Origin of the sequence: Shewanella sp. 10N.286.52.A9 (assembly GCF_041468985.1) — a bacterium.
GTDB lineage: Bacteria > Pseudomonadota > Gammaproteobacteria > Enterobacterales > Shewanellaceae > Shewanella > Shewanella japonica.
On record NZ_JBFRJQ010000011.1, the window covers coordinates 95,496 to 118,824 of the forward strand.

The following is a 23,329-nucleotide window of genomic DNA, read 5'->3' on the forward strand; positions in this document are numbered from 1 at the left end:
CTAAACTAACAGGTTATATCACTTTATTGATGTAAACTCGCCATGGTTGCTGACATAACCGTTAACGCATCGACGGTTTCTTTTACATCATGTACTCGTAAAATTTGCGCGCCTTGTTGCGCCGCAATCATTGCTCCTGCAAGACTACCAGCGAGTCGTTCATCTACATTTCGCTGGAGTAAATCGCCAATCATACTCTTTCTAGAAAGGCCGATAAGTACAGGTAGGTGCATGCTATGAAGTTCAGGTAATTTTGCCAATAGCTCATAATTGTGCGCTAAGGTTTTCCCAAAACCGAAACCCGGGTCAATGATAATATTTTCGCGAGGCATACCTGCTGCAACACAATAATCAATGCGTAATGATAGAAAATCGATAACTTGTTGAATAACATTGTCATAACTTGGATTATCTTGCATTGTTTCAGGCTTACCTTGCATATGCATTAAGCATACAGGCACATCCAAGCTAGTCGCCATCGCGACTGCGCCAGGTGCTTGTAAAGCGCGGACATCGTTAATAATATGCGCGCCTGCAGCGACCGCTTTCTCCATCACCTCTGGTTTACTCGTATCGATTGAAATCCAAATATCAGGATGTTTAGCCGCATACTCAATCACAGGGATCACACGAGCCAATTCTTCTTCAACTGATACATCAGTTGCACCGGGCCTAGTTGATTCACCACCAATATCCAAGATGGTCGCACCTTCTTCGATGACTTTATCAACCTGTTTACAGGCATTTTCGAACGTAGAAAACTGACCACCATCAGAAAAAGAATCAGGGGTAACATTGATAATTGCCATTACGACAGGGCTAGATAACGATAATGTTTTATCGCCAGACTTCAACTCAAACACACAACCTCACTTACATTAAAAAGTGCCACACCAGCAATATGACTTAATTATGACACTAGTACAATAAATATAAAAAAACCCCTTTCGGGGTTTTTTATTTCAAAATACAGCTAGTTATTTTGCTGTAGATTCATCTGTTTTAGGTTCAACATCAGGCTTATCTTCTGTTGACTCTTCGGCTACTGAATCGGTATTAACCGGTGTGCCTTTATCTTGGTCATCCATTGAATCATCCGCTTGCCAATCCGCAGGCTGGCGAACATCACGTCGATTCATAAGATCATCAATTTGTTCAGCATCAATGGTTTCATACTTCATTAGTGCATCTTTCATTGAATGAAGGATATCCATATTTTCAGTCAGGAATGTATGTGCACGCTCATAGTTAGTATCAATAAGGTGCTTCACTTCCTGATCAATCATGCCAGCAGTTTCATCAGACATATTCTTAGATTTCGCCATGCTGCGACCTAAGAACACTTCGCCTTCATCTTCCGCATACAGAACAGGCCCTAACTTCTCAGAGAAGCCCCACTGTGTCACCATGTTACGGGCAATCGATGTAGCATATTTAATATCTTGAGATGCACCTGTCGATACTTTCTCACCACCATAAATGAGCTCTTCAGCTAGACGGCCACCATAAGCTACCGAGATTTGACTCTCAAGTTTACGACGACTTTGGCTGATAGCATCCGCTTCAGGCAAGAAGAATGTTACACCTAATGCACGACCACGAGGGATAATCGTGACTTTATGAACTGGATCATGCTCTGGCACTAAACACCCAACAATTGCATGGCCTGCTTCATGATAAGCCGTCATTTCTTTCTCTTCTTCCGACATAACCATAGTGCGGCGCTCTGCACCCATCATGATTTTGTCTTTCGCGCTTTCAAACTCTTCCATGCCAACGACGCGGCGATTACCACGTGCTGCGAAAAGTGCAGCTTCGTTAACAAGGTTAGCGAGATCAGCACCAGAGAAACCTGGTGTACCACGAGCGATAACACTGGCTTTAACACCATCAGCTAGAGGTACTTTACGCATATGAACTTTAAGAATTTGCTCACGACCACGGACATCTGGCAAACCTACAACCACTTGACGGTCAAAACGACCCGGACGCAATAAAGCAGCATCAAGAACATCTGGACGGTTAGTTGCAGCGATAACAATGATACCTTCGTTACCCTCAAAACCATCCATTTCGACCAACATTTGGTTCAATGTTTGCTCACGTTCATCGTGACCACCACCCACACCAGCGCCACGTTGACGACCTACGGCATCGATTTCATCGATAAAGATAATACAAGGTGCTGATTTTTTCGCTTGCTCAAACATGTCACGTACACGTGATGCACCAACACCGACAAACATTTCAACGAAGTCAGAACCAGAAATAGTAAAGAATGGTACTTTAGCTTCACCAGCAATGGCTTTAGCGAGTAGGGTTTTACCTGTACCCGGAGGGCCCACAAGTAACACACCCGTCGGAATACGACCACCCAACTTTTGGAAACGTGTCGGTTCTTTTAAGTAATCAACCAATTCTTTCACGTCTTCTTTAGCTTCGTCACAACCTGCAACGTCACCAAAAGTCGTTTTAATTTGGTCTTCGCTCATCAATTTGGCTTTACTTTTACCAAATGACATTGCGCCTTTACCACCACCGCCTTGCATTTGACGCATGAAGAATATCCATACACCGATCAATAGCAGCATTGGGAACCAAGAAATGAAAATTTGGGTTAAGAAACTAGACTCTTCAGCTTCCTGCCCTTTCATTGAAATCCCTTTACGATCAAGATCATTAATTAAATCTTGGTCATACATTGGCATAATAGTGGTGAACTTCTCTCCAGAACGCTTGATCCCTTCAATAGTTCGTTGATCACTCTTAATTTCAACCGAATTGATATTGCCATTACGGACACTATCTAAGAATACGGAATAATCCATCTTCTGCGATGACGAAGAAGAGGGGGAGTAACCCTGAAAAACTGACATCAGCACAACGGCGATGACAACCCAGAGAATTAAATTTTTTGCCATGTCACTCAAATTTCTAGACCTCTTAAAGACCCACGATAATTAATCGTTAGACTACTATAACTTGTAACCAGTCGCCACTATATACACTTCACGTGAACGTGGTCGCGATGAATCTGGTTTTCGTGTTTTAACTGTAGTGAAAGCTTGTCGAACTGCTTTCATATATTCATCAAAGCCCTCCCCCTGAAAGACTTTAACTGCAAAACTACCATTAGATGCCAATACTTGATGACACATATCTAATGCTAATTCAACAAGATACATCGCCCTAGGTTGGTCCACACCGTCTGAACCACTCATATTAGGCGCCATATCAGAAAGCACTACATCCACTTTATCCTCACCAACACGGTCAAGTAAAGCATCAAGTACTTTCTCTTCACGGAAATCACCTTGTAAAAAGTCAACTCCCACAATTGGATCCATTGGTAAAATATCACAAGCAACAAGCTTGCCTTTTTCTCCAACCAATTTAACAGCAATCTGTGACCAGCCACCAGGCGCTGCACCTAAATCAACCACTGTCATGCCTGGTTTAATCAATTTATCTTTCTGTTGGATTTCTTCCAACTTGAATGCAGCTCGAGAGCGTAAGCCTCGCTTTTGTGACAGTTTAACGTAATGATCGTCAAAATGTTCTTGCATCCATCGGCTTGAACTTGCCGAACGTTTTTTCGTTGCCATTTAAATTCCGTAACGATTTGGAGTTACATAAAGCTTATATAAGGGTAGAATAGCCGTTTTTCAACAGTAACATTCAAAAAGTTGGTACAAATGAACTTAACAACCAAACAAAAACAGCATTTAAAAGGCTTAGCGCATAATCTTAAGCCAGTGGTGCTGCTGGGTGCTAATGGTTTGACCGAAGGTGTGCTGGCTGAAATTGATAGTGCACTCACTCATCATGAACTAATAAAAGTGAAAGTAGGCTCTTCTGATAGAGAGCTTAAAAATGCTGTCGTTGACGCGATTATTCGCGAAACTCAATCAACCAAAATACAGCTTATCGGACACACCTTAGTTATTTTCCGTCAGTCTGCTGAAATGAAAGTTGCCATTCCAAAAGCAAAGTAATTTCGTCAAACAACTCGGTTTAAATGTTCATATTGCATCAATACGATTCAAATGTTCATTTTGACCTAAAAAAACCACTGTTAATCAGTGGTTTTTTTATTACTATAAAATATCAATCTTAAGTCGTAATTAATATTGATATTAATTCTGGCTTAGATGTACTCAACAGCCGTAATTTCATATTCTGCTGTGCCACCTGGCGTTGTAATAGCCACTTCATCATCGACACTTTTACCAATCAGTCCACGGGCAATTGGCGAATTTACTGAAATTAAATTCTCTTTAATATTCGCTTCATCATCACCTACGATACGGTAGGTTGACTCTGCATCAGTATCAATATTTAAAATGGTAACTGTTGTACCAAAAATAACACGACCAGTATTTTGCATCGTGGTCACATCGATGATTTGGGCATTTGATAGCTTGCCTTCAATATCACGAATACGAGCTTCACAAATCCCCTGCTCTTCACGAGCTGCATGGTATTCAGCATTTTCTTTTAAATCACCCAATTCACGTGCTTCTGCAATAGCAGAAGTGATCTGTGGGCGGCGTTCAAATTTTAATTCGTCTAATTCTTTACGCAGCTGCTCAGCTCCGATAATCGTCATAGGGACGGTATTCATAATGTCTTATGTCTCCTTTAAAAACAAAAGCACCCCGTGCTGGTACAAAACCAACACAGTTAAATCTCGATTAATTCGCATAGCGCACGATCTTTATAACAATAAGTCTAAATGATGCGGTGTCTTGCGTTGAGGATGCATCTAATGATGATGCCTTAAGCTTACATAAACTTGAGATTACTTACTACTGACTGTCAAAAAATAGTAATAAAAAAGACTGCACGAATGCAGCCTTTTTAATCAAATCATCAATAAATTAAATAAAATTAATTTTTAGCGATTCGCTCATGTAATTCTTGTACCGAATTCACATTATTTCTGTCATCTGCTGAATGTGCTAAACAAGTAGCAAAAGCAGCATTAAGCGTTGTCGTGTAATTCACTTTGTAGCGAAGTGCACCACGTCTAATTTGACGAGAATCCTCAATTGCTTGACGACCTTCAGTCGTGTTAACAATGTAGGTGTACTCATCATTCTTAATACGGTCAAGAATGTGAGGACGTCCTTCATGTACCTTGTTAACTAAGCGAGGGTTAATTCCTGCTTCGCCAAGAATCACGGCAGTACCGTGTGTGGCATCGATTTGGTAACCAAGTTCAATTAACTTAGCAGCAAGCTCGGCAACACGCTCTTTATCACTGTTACGTACAGATAATAATGCTCGACCTGATTTTGGTACTTCAGCTGTCGCACCTAGTTGTGCTTTTGCATACGCTTCAGCAAAAGTTTCACCTACCCCCATAACTTCACCCGTTGAGCGCATCTCAGGGCCAAGCATTGGGTCTACACCAGGGAACTTGTTGAATGGTAATACCACTTCTTTTACAGAGAAGTACGGTGGAATCACTTCTTTAGTAAAGTTTTGCTCAGCTAAAGATTGACCAGCCATCACACGTGCTGCGATTTTCGCTAAAGGTACACCCGTTGCCTTAGAGACAAATGGAACTGTACGAGCAGCACGAGGGTTAACCTCAATCATGTAGATCTCATCGTCTTTAACAGCAAACTGCACGTTCATCAATCCAATAACGCCTAGCTCCATTGCTAATTTAGCAACTTGCTCACGCATACGGTTCTGAACATCTTCACTTAAACTGTAAGGAGGTAAAGAACAACCTGAGTCACCTGAGTGAACACCCGCTTGCTCAATGTGCTCCATGATAGAGCCCACGACAACAATCTCGCCATCACATACCGCATCGATATCAATCTCGATTGCATTATCAAGGAATCTATCTAGCAATACTGGAGATGAGTTAGATACGCTTACTGCTTCATTGAAATAGCGACGTAAGTCTTGCTCGTCATACACGATTTCCATTGCGCGGCCACCAAGTACATAAGATGGACGAACAACTAATGGGTAACCGATACGCTCAGCAGAAATAACCGCACCTTCAACTGTTGTTACAGTGTCATTTTCAGGTTGCTTCATTTCTAAGCGTTGAATTGCTTGCTGGAAACGCTCTCTATCTTCAGCACGGTCGATTGCATCAGGACTTGTACCAATAATCGGTACCCCTGCCGCTTCAAGAGCACGTGCTAATTTTAGAGGTGTTTGACCACCATATTGAACGATAACGCCTTTTGGCTTTTCAATGCGAACAATTTCAAGCACATCTTCAAAGGTTACTGGCTCAAAGTATAAGCGGTCTGACGTGTCATAATCCGTAGAAACCGTTTCTGGGTTACAGTTAACCATAATAGTTTCGTAACCATCGTCACGTAAGGCTAACGCTGCGTGAACACAACAGTAATCAAACTCAATGCCTTGACCAATACGGTTAGGGCCGCCACCAAGAATCATGATTTTATCGCGATTTGATGGCGCAGCTTCACATTCTTCTTCGTATGTTGAGTACATGTAAGCAGTGTCTGTTGCAAATTCTGCAGCACAGGTATCAACACGCTTATATACAGGGTGCATATCAAAGCGGTCACGAATCTTACGCACTTCTGTTTCGCTAACACCTAAGATTTGCGCTAGGCGAGCATCAGAGAAACCTTTACGTTTTAGTTTCAGTAAGAATGCTTGATCAAGACCTGACATGCCCACTTCAGCAACTTTCGCTTCTTGCGCAATTAAGTCTTCAATCTGAACTAAGAACCAGTGATCAACATTCGTTAGCTTGAACACTTCATCACGACTTAAACCTGCACGAAATGCATCCGCAATATACCAAATACGGTCAGCACCTGGTTCTTTAAGCTCATGACGGATTTGCTGCATGCTTTCAGGTAACGCAATATCAACAATTGGGTCAAAGCCTGTGCGACTAACTTCTAGACCACGCAGTGCTTTTTGCAAAGACTCTTGGAATGTACGGCCAATAGCCATCACTTCACCAACAGACTTCATTTGCGTTGTAAGACGGTCATTCGCACCAGCAAATTTTTCAAAGTTAAAACGAGGAACTTTAGTTACAACATAATCGATAGCAGGTTCAAATGATGCAGGAGTTCGACCTCCAGTAATATCATTCATCAACTCATCTAAAGTGAAACCTACCGCTAATTTAGCGGCCACTTTCGCAATTGGGAAACCCGTTGCTTTAGATGCTAATGCAGAAGAGCGAGAAACGCGTGGGTTCATTTCGATGATAACCATACGACCAGTGTTTGGACAAATACCAAACTGAACGTTAGAACCACCTGTTTCTACACCAATTTCACGCAGTACTGCTAATGAAGCATTACGCATTAACTGGTATTCTTTATCAGTCAGTGTTTGTGCTGGAGCAACGGTAATTGAGTCACCAGTATGCACACCCATCGCGTCGAAGTTTTCAATAGAACACACGATAATACAGTTATCGTTGCGGTCACGAACCACTTCCATTTCGTATTCTTTCCAGCCGATTAATGATTCATCGATCAATAATTCACTGGTAGGAGAAAGCTCAAGACCTTGCGAACAAATGTCTTCAAACTCTTCTTTGTTATAAGCGATACCACCGCCACTGCCACCCATAGTGAATGACGGACGGATAATACAAGGGAAACCAACTTGGTCTAAAACCCCGTAAGCTTCTTCCATTGTATGTGCAATACCGGCACGTGGACATTCAAGTCCAATTGCTTTCATTGCGGTGTCAAAACGACTACGGTCTTCAGCTTTATCAATTGCATCAGCTGTCGCACCAATCATCTCGACATTAAACTCTTTTAGCACACCCTCAGCTTCAAGCTGAAGTGCACAGTTAAGCGCAGTCTGACCACCCATAGTAGGTAAAATCGCATCAGGCTTTTCTTTAGCGATAATATTACGTACCACTTCCCAATGAATAGGCTCGATATATGTTGCATCGGCCATCTCAGGATCGGTCATGATGGTTGCAGGGTTTGAGTTAACTAGAATAACTCGATAGCCTTCTTCACGCAGCGCTTTACACGCTTGCGCACCCGAATAGTCAAATTCACACGCTTGGCCAATGACGATTGGACCTGCGCCTAGGATTAGAATGCTTTTAATATCAGTACGTTTTGGCATTGCTTCTATCTTCTCCGAGTGACCTAACTATTTAGTGTTTTGACGAAATTGCTCAATCAATTCAATGAAGTGATCAAACAAAGGTGATGCATCCGTCGGTCCAGGGCTCGCTTCTGGATGCCCTTGGAAACTAAACGCAGGTTTATCAGTCAGGTGAATACCTTGTAATGACCCATCAAATAATGACTTATGTGTCACTTTAATATTCGCTGGTAACGTCGCTTCATCAGCAGCAAAACCATGGTTTTGGCTGGTGATCATCACATTACCTTTTTCGATATTGCTAACAGGATGGTTGGCACCATGATGACCAAACTTCATTTTTAATGTTTTAGCCCCAGATGCTAATGCAAGTAACTGGTGACCTAAACAAATACCAAACACTGGAATGTCAGTTTTTAGAATTTCTTGAATGGCTGTAATCGCATAATCGCATGGCTCTGGGTCACCAGGACCGTTTGACAGGAATATACCATCTGGATTCATTGCTAATACTTCTGCAGCAGAAGTTTGAGCAGGTACCACAGTCACATCACAACCACGGTCAACTAACATACGTAAAATGTTACGCTTAATACCGTAATCGAAAGCAACTACTTTATATTTAAGTTCTGATGCTGGTGTCTCATCAGGTAAACCGCCAACTAAACGCCAGCTAGCTTTACGCCATTGATAAGTAGACTCAGTCGTCACTTCTTTGGCTAAGTCCATGCCTTTTAAACCAGGGAATGCCTTTGCTGCAGCTAATGCTTTAGCTTCATCGATATCGCCAACCATAATACAACCGGCTTGCGCACCCTTTTCACGTAAAATACGGGTTAATTTACGGGTATCGATATCCGCGATGCCGACAACATTATTTGATTTTAAGTAATCACTTAATGATTGTTGGTTACGGAAGTTGCTGGCTAATAGAGGTAAATCTCGGATGATAAGACCACAAGCATGAACTGAATCAGATTCAGTATCTTCATCATTTGTGCCGGTATTACCAATATGAGGGTAAGTTAAAGTTACGATCTGGCGAGAATATGACGGATCCGTTAGAATCTCTTGATAGCCTGTCATTGAAGTATTGAATACTACTTCACCAACAGTGAGTCCATCGGCACCAATTGCTGTGCCAGAGAAAACGGTTCCATCTTCGAGTACGAGTAAGGCAGACTGTGTCAACGCGACCTCCAAAAAATAAGAGCCAAGCCACTGAAATTATTTGTATTTAATTTTTACAAACCCACCAATTTACAAAATTTTGGCAAATTCCAGCGATTTTATATGAATTAAGTTAAAGCGTCTATGCTTAGTTATTTTATTTTGGGAAAAATAATTTCCAAAAAAAAACCACCAACGGTGGTTTTTTTAAATATTAATTGAGACCTAATACTTGCTGCATGTCATACAAGCCTGAATCCTGATCGGATAACCAATAGGCTGCACGCATTGCACCATTAGCAAATGTCATTCGACTGGTCGCTTTATGGGTTATTTCTACTCGTTCACCAATATCAGCAAACATCACTGTGTGGTCACCAACGATATCGCCGGCACGAATAGTAGAAAAGCCAATCGTATTCCTATCACGCTCTCCGGTCATACCTTCACGACCATAAACAGCACATTCTTCAAGATCACGACCTAGAGTGTCGGCTATTACCTCACCCATTTTTAATGCCGTACCTGAAGGAGCATCTTTTTTAAATCGATGATGACCTTCGGTTATCTCGATATCAGTGTAATCACCCATCACTTTAGCGGTTAACTCTAATAATTTTAGGGTTAAATTCACACCAACAGACATATTAGGGGCAAAAACAACAGGGGTTTGCTCGGCAAAGGCGTTAATCATTTCTTTTTGAGCATGATTAAAACCTGTTGTGCCAATCACAATCGCTTTATTATTCTTTGAACACCATTCAAGGTGAACAAGAGACGATTCTGGCGAGGTAAAATCAATTAATACATCAAAGTGTTCTGATGCTATGTCTAATGAATCTGTAATCGCGACATTCATAGTACCAACGCCAGCGAGTTCACCAGCATCTACACCTATAAGTGTAGAGCCTTTACGCTCAACTGCGGCACCTAAATAAATCATTTCATGTTGCTTAGCAGCTTCAATCAATGTGCGACCCATACGGCCACTGGCACCAACAACAGCGACTCTTACTTTTGCAGTCATGTCTTTCTCCCAGTGATACAAAAACGCCTAAGATTAACTTAGGCGTTTATCATTAAACGATTGCTAATAATTCAACTTCGAATACCAACGCCGAGAATGGCGGGATTGAAGCACCAGCACCACGTTCGCCGTAAGCTAAGTGTTGTGGAACGAATAATTTAAGCTTAGTACCAACTGGCATTAGTTGTAATGCTTCAGTCCAACCAGCGATAACACCAGACACTGGGAATTCAGCTGGCTCACCACGAGTAACAGAGCTATCGAAAACGTCACCGTTGATGAAAGTACCGTGGTAATGTGCACGAATAGTAGAATCAAGTGTTGGCTTCTCACCTTCACCTTGTGTAATCACTTCGTACTGAAGACCTGAGTCAGTCACAGTAACTTCGTCACGTTTAGCATTTTCAGCTAGGAAGTTTTCGCCTTCTGCAGAAGCAGCTGCAGCAGCTTCTTCTTGAGCAGCTTGTAAACGACGGCTGATTTCAGTGAAAGCCACTTGTAAGTCTTCCATTGCAACAGCGCTTTCTTTACCTTCAAACGCATCCGCTAGACCAGCTTGTACAGCAGGGATATCGATACCTTCGAAAGAGTTAGCTGCAAGTTGCTCACCCATTTGACGACCTACACCATAACTTGCTTGCTGTTCCATTGTGTTGAACTCTGACATAACTTATTTACTCTCAATTCATCAGTTAAAATTTGCGGGGCAGTTTAGCACACTTTACCACCTGATGTAGGCTAATCTGCGGTGATATTGACTATTTTTCATTAGCCTTATTTACATTGGGTTAATGACTGTTTTTTTGCAGCCAGATATAACGGGGATACTTTGTCTTGAAGTGCTTGTAAATCAGCTATTCGTGTAGAGTGTGACGGGTGAGTTGAAAACAATTCAGGCCCTTGTTCACCACCCGCTTTGGCCATGTTTTGCCATAAAGTGACACTCATTGCTGGATTAAAACCCGCTTTAGCCATTAACTCTAAGCCCAGCTCGTCAGCTTCACTTTCTTGATCTCGTCCAAACGGCAATAAAATGCCAACTTGTGCCCCTAACCCCAGTCCTGCCATATACAAATCTTTATTCGCGACACCACCAGCACCTAAAGCAACGTCAGCAAGTTGAATACCCGTGTTCGTCATCTGTGAGCGAGAGACTTGCTCATTACCGTGTCGAGCAAGAACATGTGCAACTTCGTGGCCAACGACAGTTGCTAACTGATCTTGGTCCGCAGCAACCTCAAGTAATCCGGTATAAACACCAATATATCCACCAGGTAAAGCGAAAGCATTTACCTGCTTTGAGTCAAAAAGCACCACTTCCCATTGCTGGGTTTGGTCAGGTAGTACCGCTGTTATTCTGTTGGCAACGCAATTTACATATGCCGTTTTTTGCTTATCTTGACTAATTTTTTCAGATTTTTTCATGGCAGCAAAAGATTGTTCACCCATCTGGCTCATTTTATTTTTATCAAATAACAACATTTGACTACGACCAGTGGGAGATTTATGGGTGGCACACGCTGACATCAACAGCGAAATAAATAACAGCGGCACTAACTTGTTCATTTTATATCCTTTAAAATAACTCTTATTGGTGAGATAACTCTGTATTTATATGCATTATTTTAAACCAAAGCGCGGTTTAAATGCACGGCTCTATTGCTGCCTCTTTTCATCTAAGTCAACAAAGAAAGGAAGCGCTGTTCGAAAATCAAAAAAAAACTGCTTACCGAAGTAAGCAGTTTTTTGATACTCAATGAGTGAGTTCAGTTAATCATAATTAGCTATTTAAATCGTGAAAGAACTTCTTAACACCATCAAAGAATCCTTCAGCCTTTGGGCTATGCTTCTTTGACTCGCCTGTTAAGGTCGATTCAAATTCGCGAAGTAATTCTTTTTGTTTCTCATTTAAGTTAACAGGCGTTTCCATTACCACCTTACACAGCAAATCGCCAACGGCATGACTGCGTACAGACTTAACCCCTTTACCACGCATACGGAACATACGGCCCGTTTGAGTTTCTGTAGGGATCTTAAGGTTCACTTTGCCATCTAAGGTCGGAACTTCGATTTCGCCACCTAATGCAGCTTTGCTGAATGAGATTGGCACTTCACAATAAAGGTTATTACCATCTCGAGTGAAGATTGCATGGTCACGTACACTAACCTGAACATATAAATCTCCAGGAGGTGCACCAAACTCACCCGCTTCACCTTCACCAGATAAACGAATACGGTCACCAGTATCAACACCAGCAGGGATCTTAACTGATAAGGTTTTGCTCTTTTCAACACGACCTTCACCATGACATTTCTTACATGGGTCTTTAATGATCTTACCGCGACCATGACAAGTTGGACAGGCTTGCTGAACAGCAAAGAAACCTTGACGCATTTGTACTTGGCCTTGGCCATGACACGTGCCACAAGTCGTTGCTGAAGAACCTTTATTTGCACCGCTACCGTCACAGCTATCACAAGATGCTAACGTAGGAATGCGTAATTCTTTTGTAAGGCCACGAACCGCTTCTTCTAGCGAAAGTTCAAGGTTGTAACGTAAGTCACTGCCTCGAGCAGCTTGACGCTGACCACTGCCACGACGTCCGCCGCCAAAGATATCGCCAAACACGTCACCGAAGATATCACCGAAATCGCCTGCACCACCATGGCCGCCGCCACGGTTAGGATCTACACCAGCATGACCAAATTGATCATAAGCCGCTTTTTTATTGGCATCGGTGAGAATTTCGTAAGCTTCTTTTACTTCTTTAAAGCTTGCTTCAGCTTCTTGATCGCCAGGGTTACGGTCTGGATGAAACTTCATCGCCAAACGTTTATAGGCTTTTTTGATTTCTCGTTCACTGGCATCACGACCGATACCAAGAACTTCGTAATAATCTCGCTTTGACATAATCTCAGTTTTCTCAAGCAGGTATTGTACGAACGGGCGTTAGAGATTTCTCCCAACGCCCGCCTGAAAGTTAACTAAAAATTTAGCTTACTTTTTGTCGTCTTTTACTTCTTCAAACTCAGCATCAACAACGTCATCTTCAGGCTTAGCTTCTTGAGCATCTTGTGCAGGCGCTTCACCTTGTTGTGCTTGTGCATTTGCTTGAGCAATTTCCATTAACTTAGCAGATGCTTCCATTAATGCTTGTGTCGCTTTATCAATTGCTTCTTTGTCGTTACCTTTAGTTGCGGTATCAACTTCAGCCATTGCAGCTTCAATTTTCTCTTTGTCTTCGCTTGGTAATGCGTCACCCGCTTCTTCGATTTGCTTCTTCGTAGCGTGAACCATACCATCAGCTTGGTTACGTGCTTGAACTAGCTCTTCGAATTTAGCATCTTCATCAGCATGCGCTTCAGCATCACGAACCATTTGCTCTACTTCTTCATCAGATAAACCTGAGTTTGCCTTGATGGTGATGTTTTGCGCTTTGCCCGTTTTCTTATCCGTTGCAGACACGTTTAAGATACCATCGGCATCAATGTCGAATACAACTTCAATTTGTGGCTGACCACGTGGAGCTGGCTCAATACCTTCAAGGTTAAATTGACCTAAAGATTTGTTGTAGCTCGCTTGCTTACGCTCACCTTGCAATACGTGAATAGTCACAGCAGCTTGGTTGTCATCAGCAGTTGAGAACGTTTGCGATGCTTTTGTTGGGATAGTGGTGTTTTTCTCGATTAGACGAGTCATTACACTACCCATAGTTTCGATACCGAATGAAAGTGGTGTTACGTCAAGTAACAATACATCTTTCACATCACCAGAAAGAACACCTGCTTGAATTGCCGCACCTACTGCAACAGCTTCATCAGGGTTAACGTCTTTACGTGGCTCTTTACCGAAGAAATCAGTTACTGCAGCCTGTACTTTAGGCATACGTGTTTGACCACCAACTAAGATAACTTCATTGATGTCAGATACTGATAAGTCTGCATCTGCTAACGCAACTTTTAACGGCTCTAAAGAACGTTGAATTAGATCTTCAACTAAAGACTCTAATTTAGCGCGAGTCACTTTAACAACTAAATGCTTAGGACCTGTTGCATCAGCAGTGATGTATGGCAGGTTAACTTCAGTTTGAGTTGTGCTTGAAAGTTCAATCTTAGCTTTTTCAGCTGCTTCTTTAACACGTTGCATTGCTAATGGGTCATTACGTAAATCTAGACCTTGTTCTTTTTTGAACTCATCAGCTAAGTAGTTAATTAAACGGTTATCGAAATCTTCACCACCTAAGTGAGTGTCACCGTTAGTAGCAAGTACTTCGAACGTTTGGTCACCGTCGTTGCTATCGATTTCAATGATAGAGATATCGAAAGTACCACCACCTAAATCGTATACAGCAACAACGTTGTCGCCTTGTTTCTTATCGATACCGTAAGCAAGTGCAGCAGCAGTTGGTTCGTTGATGATACGTTTAACATCAAGACCAGCAATACGACCAGCATCTTTAGTTGCTTGACGTTGTGAATCGTTAAAGTATGCAGGAACAGTAATAACTGCTTCTGTTACTTCTTCACCTAAAAAGTCTTCTGCAGTCTTTTTCATCTTTTTCAAGATTTCAGCAGAAACTTGTGGTGGAGCCATTTTCTTACCGTGTGCTTCAACCCATGCATCACCATTGTCAGTACCAATGATTTTGAAAGGCATGATGTCTACGTCACGTTGAACTTCGTCATCTTTAAAACGACGACCGATTAAACGCTTAATCGCGAAGAAAGTGTTAGTTGGGTTGGTAACCGCTTGACGTTTAGCTGGTGAACCTACCAATGTTTCATCTTCAGTGTATGCGATGATAGAAGAAGTAGTACGTTCGCCTTCAGCATTCTCAATTACGCGAGCTTTGTCGCCATCAAGGACAGCTACACAAGAGTTTGTTGTGCCTAAGTCAATACCAATAATTTTGCCCATGAGGATCTCCGAAATATAAATTTTAGTGTTACTAATTTGCTTATGGTTGTTGATATGGGGTCAGGATTATTAATTTCAAGTCCTAAATTTTTAGCCTCTCATATCAGCCTTAATGCATATATTGGGACAGCGATCTGAATTACAAGGGGGAAGATCGAAATTTTTATTAAAAATATATTAAGGATCGATAAATAAACCGTGCACCACTTTTGCATATTGCATACAATCCTCACATTAACCGATAGCAACCTCATCATTTCACTGGAAAGGCCGTGTCAAATACTACTCTCGCATACCTATATGGCCTGCTGGCTGTGTTACTTTGGTCAACTGTCGCCACAGCATTCAAAATTGCATTAGGCTACTTCACCCCATTGCAACTTGTATTTGTTGCCGTGATGACATCAATACTTGCTCTTGGCATTATTGTCACCTTTCAAGGAAAACTCACTTTAATCTCAAAGCAATTGAAACGTCGTCCGTTATTTTATTTGTTTACGGGACTGTTAAACCCTTTTCTTTATTACTATGTGTTATTTGAAGCTTATGATCTTCTACCAGCGCAACAAGCGTTGTCACTCAACTATACTTGGGCAATTTTATTACCGATATTAGCTGTGCCTTTATTAGGTCATAAGCTCACTAAGATAGATTCTGTTGCGGCAATCATCGCTTATGCCGGAGTGTATGTTATTGCCACAGGCGGCAATATCCGTGAATTTAATTTCGAAAGCCCTACAGGAATAGCCTTTGTATTAAGTAGCACAGTGATTTGGTGCCTTTACTGGGTTATTAATACTAAAGATGATGGTGATGCAATCGTTAGCCTGTTGCTCAGTTTCTTAATTGGTTTGCCATTTGTCACTGTGGCAATGATGTTACACCAACCTATTGAATCCATCAGTTGGCAAGCTCTAGGGGCTGGCATGTATGTTGGTTTGTTCGAGATGGGGTTAACTTTCGTGTTGTGGCTAATGGCACTTAAAACAACACAGAAAACGGCCAACATTACCACCTTAGTTTTTTTAACGCCTGTATTATCTGTTGGCCTTATTGCTGTTATCTTAAAAGAGCACATAACCATTAGCACCTACATTGGCTTGTGTTTTATTTTGACGGGCTTAATGCTGCAAAAATTATTACCTCGATTACTAAAAACTAATAACCCGTAATAAAACAGCGATAAGCTCGATTAAGCTAACGTTCAACTGGTACATCCTCTTATTGATAGTTGATTGCTTCATCATTACTTGCTACTAATATATTGTACAAATATTCAACTACATGGAGAACTGGGCAATGGGAATGCCACGTTGGAATTTAAGCGATACGATTGAGCGAAAAATAAGGCTTAGCAGTTTAGTGGTCACTGCATTAATCATATTCTATGAACTGTTAAATGGCGATATTTCGACACAATTTCCAGCGATGTACCTATGTGTTTTTGTATTCCCTGCGGTGTATTTTACAAATAAGACTCAAGACAAATACTTTCCATTGCTAAAAGAATATGTTCAAGCAACTCGCATCGTTGCCATCTTTATGACTTTAGCCAGCTTGTGCGTTTGGGGTTATGCGACTTATTTAAGGCTCTCTATCCCTCCTATGCCCAGCCACCTTATTTATAATATGTAGATCTAGCAGTTACTTTCTGCATTCAAGCCATTAGCTTTTCCACATTGCTAAAACAAAAAAGCACCGAAGTGCTTTTTGTATAAAAACGAAGTCGAAACCCCAAATCATTTTCTTGCTGTGTAATCGCCAGTTGCAAGCCATTTATAGGTCGTTAATGCATCCAACGCCATTGGTCCACGGGCATGTAACTTTTGTGTACTTACGGCAACTTCAGCTCCTAAGCCAAATTGAGAGCCATCGGTGAACCTAGTACTGGCATTGACATACACAGCAGCAGAATCAACTTCATTCAAAAAATGGGTCGTTGCATGAATATCATCAGATAAAATGGCTTCTGAGTGTCCGCTTGAATGCTTTCTAATATGCTCAATAGCATCATCAATATTACTGACGACTTTGACACCTAAGGTCAAGGATAACCACTCTGTAGAATAGCTCTCATCAGTTGCTGAATGTAGCTCAAAAGCAGGGCTATCAACTAAGGCTTTGGTTTTATCACAGGTATAAAAACTCACCCCTAATGCGGCCATTTCTTCAAATAATCTAGGTAAGTATTCTGCAGCAACCGCTTCATGAATCAACAAAGTATCTAGCGCATTACATACTGTAGGGCGTTGTACTTTAGCGTTAATGATCACTTCTGCACTGCGACTGAGATCGGCCATTTTATCCAGGTATAAATGACAAATACCAATCCCACCTAAAATGACAGGAATACTGGCTTTTACAGCACATAAGCGCTGCAAAGTTTGACCACCACGAGGAATAATCATGTCTACATATTGATCTAATGTCAGTAAGCCAGTTACGAGTTCACGATCGGTTGAATTAATCAGCTGCACAGCATCTTCTGGCAAACCTTGAATTCGCAGGGCTTGGCGAATGACATCACTTAACACTTGGTTTGAGGTGAGCGTTTCTTTACCGCCACGCAAGATAACGGCATTACCCGTTTTAAGTGCTAATACTGCAATATCTACTGTCACATTGGGACGTGCTTCATAAATAACCCCAACGACACCTAAAGGGACTCGGCGTTGGGTAAGGCGTAAGCCATTATCTAACAATTGACTTGCCGACTCACTACCAACAGGATCAGCTAGATTAATGACATTATCAATATCCGCGATAATGCCTGCCAATCTTGGTTTATCAAGTAATAAACGATCAATCATCGCATCAGTTAGCCCATTCTGCTTAGCTGCTGCGACATCTTTAGCATTGGCAGATAATATCGCATCGGTATTCAATGTCAGTTGTTCGCTGATGCAATGTAGTAGTGCTGATTTTTGTTGGCTTGATAGATTAGCTAGTTGAAAACTTGCAGTTTTAGCTTGCTGACCTAATGTTTGCAAATATTGCTGATTCGACATTTTTTCGTCCTGTAAATTATTCATCTAGTAATACCATGTCATTACGATGTACCACGGCCACGCCATAGTTATAACCGAGTAAACTTTCTATCTCGTTTGAGTGTTTACCTGCGATTAAAGCTAAAGCATTTGCACAATATCGGCTCATCCCTTTTGCGAGTACCTTACCTTTTTCATCGACTAACATTATCGGCGCACCACGCTCAAATTTGCCTTCTACTTTTATAATGCCTTTTGATAATAAACTTCTACCGTTTTGTGTGACGGCAACTGATGCGCCAGAATCTAACACTAAGCGCCCTTCTGAAGCTGGACCTGCTAAAATCCATTGTTTGCGACTTTCCAGTGGATTATCAATAGCACTAAAATGTGTCCCTACGGGTTCTTTATTGGCCACTTTTGTGATGACATTGAGATGATGCCCAGAAGCTATAACGACCTCAATGCCTGCACGTCTAGCAATGTCAGCCGCTTCGAGCTTTGTCGCCATTCCTCCCGTGCCCAACCCTGAAACTGCCCCGCCAGCGAGCGAGCGTAAATCAGCATCAATATTTTTTACCGACGAGATAAGCTTGGCATCAGGGTTGGTTCGAGGGTCAGCATCAAATAACCCCTTTTGATCCGTTAATAACACTAATAAATCTGCGTCACAAAGTAGTGCTGCGCGAGCGGATAAATTATCGTTATCGCCAACTTTAATTTCGTTAGTCGCAACCGCATCATTTTCATTAATGATTGGAATAATATTATTATCTAGCAAGGCGTTGAGCGTATCTCTAGCGTTAAGGTATCGCTCTCTATCTCGCAAGTCTGCACGAGTCAGTAATAACTGTCCGACATGCAGACCGTATATGCTGAACAATTCAGACCAAGCTAAAATCAGCTGGCTTTGCCCTACGGCTGCTAACAATTGCTTATTGGGCATCGTATCGGGAAGTACGGGGTATTGCAGATGTTCACGTCCGGCAGCTATTGCGCCTGAAGTACATAATACGACTTCAACGCCTGAGCGCATTAACAAAGCCATTTGTCTAGCCAATTCAACCATATGCGCTTTATCAAGGCTTCTGCTGCCTGATGTGAGCACACTGGTGCCTAACTTGATTACGATCCGCTGGTAACCCATTTGTACCTTATCCCAACAAAAATTGTTTAATGAAAGATTTTTATACCTAATAAATACAGAAAATAACAGCTATCCATTACTAGGGATAAATATATTCACTGTTAAATTTTAGATGACGCACAAAAAAGGGCTATGCATTGCATAACCCTTAATATAAACATAACAAAGCCATCGAATATTGCTTTACACGCGATAACGACTGCTACATACCATTTTAGCCATAAATGAATTTAGCTAAAAACAATAATGCAATGAATAAAATCCCTAAGTTAAGATCTTTAAAGCGGCCCGTTAATACTTTAATGACGGCATATGAGATAAAGCCAAAACCTATCGCATTAGCGATAGAAAACGTCAATGGCATTAGTAAGCACACTATCACCACTGGTGCTGCCTCTGTAAGATCTTCCCATTCCACATTGACTAAACCAGACATCATTAAAATGGCAACATAAAATAATGCACCACTAGTCGCATAGGCCGGAACCATCCCTGCTAACGGGGCAAAAAACAAAGAAAGAATAAACAAAAGACCAACAACAACCGCGGTTAAGCCGGTTCTTCCACCTGCGCTCACCCCAGCTGTACTTTCAATATAACTGGTTGTTGTTGATGTACCTAAAGTCGCACCAGCCACTGTCGCCAAACTGTCAGCACTTAATGCACGCTTGACTCTTGGAAGGCGGCCTTGCTCATCTAAAAAGCCACCACGCTGAGCAACTGCAACCAGCGTACCTGATGTATCAAATAAATCGACAAATAAGAACGCAAAAATCACCGAAATCATACTGATTTCCAGTACGCTAGACAGGTCCATTTTCATGAATGTCGGCGCAACTGAAGGCGGCATAGACACAATGCCGCCATAAGTAACATCACCAAAAATCAAACCAAGAATGGTAACAATGAAAATACTCAAAATAACCGATGCTTTAAGTCCACGCTGAACCATTGCAATAATGAGGAAAAAACCAAGTGCCGCCATCACAGCCGGAAACGACGTAATATCTCCCATGGTAACTAAGGTCGCTGGGCTCGCCACGACTATTCCCGCTGCTTTTAAGCCAATAAAAGCTAAAAAAAGACCAATACCTGCGGCAATACCAAGTCGTAAACTCATCGGAATACTATTAACAATCCACTCTCGAATTTTTACCAGCGACAATACTAAGAAACAGATACCAGACATGAACACAGCGCCGAGTGCTGTTTCCCAGCTGTAACCCATTTCCCCTACAACGGTGTAAGTGAAAAAGGCGTTTAATCCCATTCCAGGAGCTAAAGCAATAGGGTAATTAGCGACCAACCCCATAATAAGACAACCAATTGCAGCGGCTAAACAAGTCGCAACAAAAACAGCACCTTGATCCATGCCTGCATCAGCTAACATCATTGGATTGACAAAAATAATGTAAGCCATTGTCAAAAAGGTCGTTATACCTGCGATAACTTCTTGTTTTAAACTAGATTGATTTTCTTTTAGCTTGAACAGTTTCTCTAACATGAAACGTAAATCCTTAAAAAAGGGAGTTAATAAGCGTGATTTAATTGGGCTAAAGGTCAAATAACGGACTGAAAGCACATCAAAATATGACACTTTAATGAACGCGATTATAGGTATTTATATGGCGTATAGCCATGTTCACACTATAAACACTCATATTTGTAAGAAAGACAATTTAATCGTTTGATTTGAAGTAAGACGTGTTAGGCAGGCAAAAAAAAGCCTGCTCAAAGAGCAGGCTGACAAGTTAAAAAGTTTTCCTGTATGGGGAGAGGAAAACTGCATCACAATTAAGTGATAAAACTTCAATATAAATTAGCAATAGAGAACTAATTTATCGTTTGTCTAAATTCGTCTAAAAGACGACAGAAAAAAGGGTTGATACGGGTCAAACTTACAATCAAGGATGGGTTAGCCCTTGAAGGTCATGGCATATAAACCACCAGCTAAAGCATTAGAACTTAACCAAGTGTTTTGCCAATAAATATATTGATTGCCTGTATAAGACATAGTAAATACTCCAAATAAAGTTGTTTAAAACCTAGTCTTGCTGGGCTCGGTTCCTTGGAACTTACTTTTCTCAATCCGTTGAGACAACTTATCACTCGATTCCTTGGAGACTTTATCCATCCTGGATTAACTAGAATTGAAAAGCACCGTTGCTCTTCAACGAGAACAATAATACCAAAATGTAATTTAATTACAAGTATTATTTTAATTATTTAAAAAAAACCTTAAAAAAGGAAATTTATTACAGTTTTTAGTCATTTTATAAATATTACGCTTTGTCACCTAAGTGACAAAGCCACTACATATTGTGCTTGAACAAAAATAATACAACTAGATACTTATTTTATCGCGTTATGTAATAAAGTTACCAAAGGTTCGCCTGTCGGTTTGCCATATAAAGGGTGTCCTTCTGTTGCACTACCTGCGATATCAATATGAGCGAACGGCATAGGTTGTGACGAATTCAACCCATGATTATCAAGGCCTGCAGCATTTATTAAGAAGGCAGCAGGGTATTGATGTCCTCGAGCTGTAATGGCTGATGGGCCATTATTGGATGATAATAATTCGCCTTCTCCAGAAATACTATTCACTTTATTAAAGTCATCACTTCGCAACCTTGAAACCTCAAATGATTCACCCCATAAGGCTGATATTTGCTCTAAGTCTTGGCTAATGCCCACTTTTTTTGCAACAGCATTTTCTACAACAGCCGTATAACCGCCGTAGCAACGTACTACGTGTCCAGTTAATGTTGCCACAGAAAATAATTGAGGGTTGACTGCAGTCGTCGCTTTTATACGTAAATGTGACAATAAATCAGCCAACACTAGGCGCCCTTCTGCATCGGTATTACCAATGCGAACTCTGACGCCTGCATGACTTTTAATAATTTCATCAGGGACAAATGCATTACTGCCAATGCTGTTTCTGACTAACCCTAATTCGGCCACGACTCGCAGCCCTTTTGGTTTTAGAATAGATAATGTTTTCATTAAACCTGCGACTACCGCAGCGCCACCTTTATCTCGGCTCATGCCAGCCATACCACCTGCGACTTTAATGTCAGCACCACCGGTATCGTAGATCACCCCTTTACCAGCAAAGAATAAGGTTTTTTCGATAGTACCTTCACCCACATACTCAACTTTGACAACGCGTGGTTGATGCCTTTGCACCGAGAAAGAAGCCCGTCCAACCGCACAAAGTAATGGGTAATCACGTTCAAGCTCTTCTTGCTCTTCTATTACAGATACATATAAACCAGATCCTGTGAATGCATCAACACAATAATCAGCAAAAGCTGGGGCGGCCATTCTTTCAGGCTCTGTACCACATAGATCTCGAGTTAAAATTTTACCGGCTTCAACAGCATTGATTAGATCACTAAATGAATGACCTTCAGACTGACTGGTTAACAAGCCAATTTCAGTGACTGATGCTTGTATAGATTGCCCTTCAGCTTGTGTCGCCTCTCTTAACTCTAGTGATTGCCATAACTCTTGACCACAAGCTAAAGCTGACACTTGTTGAGCATATTGGTAGCGGCTTTGGTTTTGTTGATTAACAACTAATAACGGTTTAACTGCGCCTGCACTTTTTGCAATAGCAAGTCCTTCTCTAGCCGCTTTAGCAAACACGCTAACGTCACTGTATTCATTAGACGCTGCACTTACAGGGGAAATGATTAACCTTCCACCCGCTAACCCCGGAGCAAATAATAAAGTGGCACTTTGGCCAATACGGTTATCAATTTGTTTGCCGTGACTGGCTAACAATTTTATTTCATCTTGCTTGATGTCATTTAAGTCAGTGGTGATAACAATGACGGCATCCCAGCCTTGTCCTTCAAATATCGCATCTTCATTTTTTACATCGACAACATTTGCTTGCAACATGAGCCTTCCTTTTGATTTTTATTATGTAAGGTATGAGAAATTTAGTTCGCTTTATATCCATTGATAATAGC

At 41.4% G+C, this 23,329-nt stretch carries 18 protein-coding genes; 3 read left to right on the forward strand and 15 right to left on the reverse strand.

Annotated elements, in window-relative coordinates; all coding sequences use genetic code 11:
* Positions 1 to 23 precede the first annotated feature (23 nt).
* From folP to rlmE, 3 genes are all read right to left on the reverse strand, one after another.
* Positions 24 to 863 carry a dihydropteroate synthase gene (gene folP, locus AB4128_RS10115; protein WP_372037572.1) on the reverse strand — a complete coding sequence of 280 codons (840 nt, stop codon included), beginning with the start codon at positions 861 to 863 and terminating at the stop codon, positions 24 to 26.
* Positions 864 to 977: 114 nt separating this feature from the next.
* Complete coding sequence (gene ftsH / locus AB4128_RS10120) at positions 978 to 2,930, reverse strand: ATP-dependent zinc metalloprotease FtsH (RefSeq protein ID WP_192021400.1); 1,953 nt, start codon at positions 2,928 to 2,930, stop codon at positions 978 to 980.
* Between the two features lie 45 nt (positions 2,931 to 2,975).
* The gene (gene rlmE, locus AB4128_RS10125; RefSeq protein WP_055023704.1) at positions 2,976 to 3,605 is read right to left on the reverse strand and encodes a 23S rRNA (uridine(2552)-2'-O)-methyltransferase RlmE; all 630 of its coding nucleotides are present in this window, start codon (positions 3,603 to 3,605) and stop codon (positions 2,976 to 2,978) included.
* A 90-nt stretch (positions 3,606 to 3,695) separates the two neighbouring features.
* Between rlmE and yhbY the strand changes: the two genes are divergently transcribed.
* The gene (gene yhbY, locus AB4128_RS10130) at positions 3,696 to 3,995 is read left to right on the forward strand and encodes a ribosome assembly RNA-binding protein YhbY (protein WP_055023703.1); all 300 of its coding nucleotides are present in this window, start codon (positions 3,696 to 3,698) and stop codon (positions 3,993 to 3,995) included.
* Between the two features lie 152 nt (positions 3,996 to 4,147).
* On the opposite strand, the gene greA is transcribed toward yhbY, so the two are convergent.
* From greA to dnaK, 8 genes are all read right to left on the reverse strand, one after another.
* Complete coding sequence (gene greA / locus AB4128_RS10135; protein ID WP_055023702.1) at positions 4,148 to 4,624, reverse strand: transcription elongation factor GreA; 477 nt, start codon at positions 4,622 to 4,624, stop codon at positions 4,148 to 4,150.
* Positions 4,625 to 4,890: 266 nt separating this feature from the next.
* A complete protein-coding gene (gene carB, locus AB4128_RS10140) occupies positions 4,891 to 8,115 on the reverse strand; it encodes a carbamoyl-phosphate synthase large subunit (RefSeq protein ID WP_055023701.1) in 3,225 nt (1,074 codons plus the stop codon).
* Positions 8,116 to 8,142: 27 nt separating this feature from the next.
* Positions 8,143 to 9,300: a glutamine-hydrolyzing carbamoyl-phosphate synthase small subunit gene (carA, locus tag AB4128_RS10145; protein ID WP_119968453.1), complete on the reverse strand. Its 1,158-nt coding sequence runs from the start codon at positions 9,298 to 9,300 to the stop codon at positions 8,143 to 8,145.
* A 181-nt stretch (positions 9,301 to 9,481) separates the two neighbouring features.
* Positions 9,482 to 10,294 (reverse strand): 4-hydroxy-tetrahydrodipicolinate reductase, encoded by an 813-nt coding sequence (dapB, locus tag AB4128_RS10150; protein ID WP_055023699.1) that lies wholly within the window; start codon positions 10,292 to 10,294, stop codon positions 9,482 to 9,484.
* Positions 10,295 to 10,346: 52 nt separating this feature from the next.
* Positions 10,347 to 10,961 carry an FKBP-type peptidyl-prolyl cis-trans isomerase gene (locus AB4128_RS10155; RefSeq protein WP_055023698.1) on the reverse strand — a complete coding sequence of 205 codons (615 nt, stop codon included), beginning with the start codon at positions 10,959 to 10,961 and terminating at the stop codon, positions 10,347 to 10,349.
* Between the two features lie 107 nt (positions 10,962 to 11,068).
* Entirely contained in the window at positions 11,069 to 11,860 is a 792-nt protein-coding gene (locus AB4128_RS10160; RefSeq protein ID WP_372037573.1) for a M48 family metallopeptidase, read from the reverse strand.
* A gap of 214 nt (positions 11,861 to 12,074) precedes the next feature.
* The gene (dnaJ, locus tag AB4128_RS10165) at positions 12,075 to 13,205 is read right to left on the reverse strand and encodes a molecular chaperone DnaJ (protein ID WP_372037574.1); all 1,131 of its coding nucleotides are present in this window, start codon (positions 13,203 to 13,205) and stop codon (positions 12,075 to 12,077) included.
* 87 nt (positions 13,206 to 13,292) lie between these two features.
* Positions 13,293 to 15,212: a molecular chaperone DnaK gene (gene dnaK / locus AB4128_RS10170; RefSeq protein ID WP_055023695.1), complete on the reverse strand. Its 1,920-nt coding sequence runs from the start codon at positions 15,210 to 15,212 to the stop codon at positions 13,293 to 13,295.
* Positions 15,213 to 15,484: 272 nt separating this feature from the next.
* Here dnaK and AB4128_RS10175 point away from each other — a divergent pair, with 272 nt between their 5' ends.
* Both AB4128_RS10175 and AB4128_RS10180 read left to right on the forward strand, forming a co-directional pair.
* Entirely contained in the window at positions 15,485 to 16,384 is a 900-nt protein-coding gene (locus tag AB4128_RS10175) for a DMT family transporter (protein WP_080916417.1), read from the forward strand.
* Positions 16,385 to 16,517: 133 nt separating this feature from the next.
* Positions 16,518 to 16,847: a hypothetical protein gene (locus AB4128_RS10180; RefSeq protein WP_225442089.1), complete on the forward strand. Its 330-nt coding sequence runs from the start codon at positions 16,518 to 16,520 to the stop codon at positions 16,845 to 16,847.
* A 104-nt stretch (positions 16,848 to 16,951) separates the two neighbouring features.
* Here the strand turns inward: AB4128_RS10180 and AB4128_RS10185 are convergent, their stop codons facing one another.
* The 4 genes from AB4128_RS10185 to AB4128_RS10200 all read right to left on the reverse strand — a co-directional run bounded on the left by AB4128_RS10185 (position 16,952) and on the right by AB4128_RS10200 (position 23,258).
* Complete coding sequence (locus AB4128_RS10185) at positions 16,952 to 18,220, reverse strand: glutamate-5-semialdehyde dehydrogenase (protein WP_372037659.1); 1,269 nt, start codon at positions 18,218 to 18,220, stop codon at positions 16,952 to 16,954.
* Positions 18,221 to 18,236: 16 nt separating this feature from the next.
* On the reverse strand, positions 18,237 to 19,346 hold the full coding sequence (proB, locus tag AB4128_RS10190; RefSeq protein WP_055023692.1) for a glutamate 5-kinase: 1,110 nt from the start codon (positions 19,344 to 19,346) through the stop codon (positions 18,237 to 18,239).
* Between the two features lie 214 nt (positions 19,347 to 19,560).
* The gene (locus AB4128_RS10195) at positions 19,561 to 20,850 is read right to left on the reverse strand and encodes an NCS2 family permease (protein WP_080916420.1); all 1,290 of its coding nucleotides are present in this window, start codon (positions 20,848 to 20,850) and stop codon (positions 19,561 to 19,563) included.
* Between the two features lie 848 nt (positions 20,851 to 21,698).
* Entirely contained in the window at positions 21,699 to 23,258 is a 1,560-nt protein-coding gene (locus AB4128_RS10200) for a leucyl aminopeptidase family protein (RefSeq protein WP_372037575.1), read from the reverse strand.
* Positions 23,259 to 23,329: the final 71 nt, after the last annotated feature.

Excerpts from the sequence above, each read along its gene's own strand:
- greA (WP_055023702.1), bottom strand. The coding sequence starts at position 4,624 with ATGAATACCGTCCCTATGACGATTATCGGAGCTGAGCAGCTGCGTAAA.
- AB4128_RS10185 (WP_372037659.1), bottom strand. The coding sequence starts at position 18,220 with ATGTCGAATCAGCAATATTTGCAAACATTAGGTCAGCAAGCTAAAACT.
- yhbY (WP_055023703.1), top strand. The coding sequence starts at position 3,696 with ATGAACTTAACAACCAAACAAAAACAGCATTTAAAAGGCTTAGCGCAT.
- AB4128_RS10155 (WP_055023698.1), bottom strand. The coding sequence starts at position 10,961 with ATGTCAGAGTTCAACACAATGGAACAGCAAGCAAGTTATGGTGTAGGT.
- carB (WP_055023701.1), bottom strand. The coding sequence starts at position 8,115 with ATGCCAAAACGTACTGATATTAAAAGCATTCTAATCCTAGGCGCAGGT.
- AB4128_RS10180 (WP_225442089.1), top strand. The coding sequence starts at position 16,518 with ATGCCACGTTGGAATTTAAGCGATACGATTGAGCGAAAAATAAGGCTT.
- AB4128_RS10200 (WP_372037575.1), bottom strand. The coding sequence starts at position 23,258 with ATGTTGCAAGCAAATGTTGTCGATGTAAAAAATGAAGATGCGATATTT.
- dnaK (WP_055023695.1), bottom strand. The coding sequence starts at position 15,212 with ATGGGCAAAATTATTGGTATTGACTTAGGCACAACAAACTCTTGTGTA.
- AB4128_RS10160 (WP_372037573.1), bottom strand. The coding sequence starts at position 11,860 with ATGAACAAGTTAGTGCCGCTGTTATTTATTTCGCTGTTGATGTCAGCG.
- AB4128_RS10195 (WP_080916420.1), bottom strand. The coding sequence starts at position 20,850 with ATGTTAGAGAAACTGTTCAAGCTAAAAGAAAATCAATCTAGTTTAAAA.
- proB (WP_055023692.1), bottom strand. The coding sequence starts at position 19,346 with ATGGGTTACCAGCGGATCGTAATCAAGTTAGGCACCAGTGTGCTCACA.
- dapB (WP_055023699.1), bottom strand. The coding sequence starts at position 10,294 with ATGACTGCAAAAGTAAGAGTCGCTGTTGTTGGTGCCAGTGGCCGTATG.
- dnaJ (WP_372037574.1), bottom strand. The coding sequence starts at position 13,205 with ATGTCAAAGCGAGATTATTACGAAGTTCTTGGTATCGGTCGTGATGCC.
- rlmE (WP_055023704.1), bottom strand. The coding sequence starts at position 3,605 with ATGGCAACGAAAAAACGTTCGGCAAGTTCAAGCCGATGGATGCAAGAA.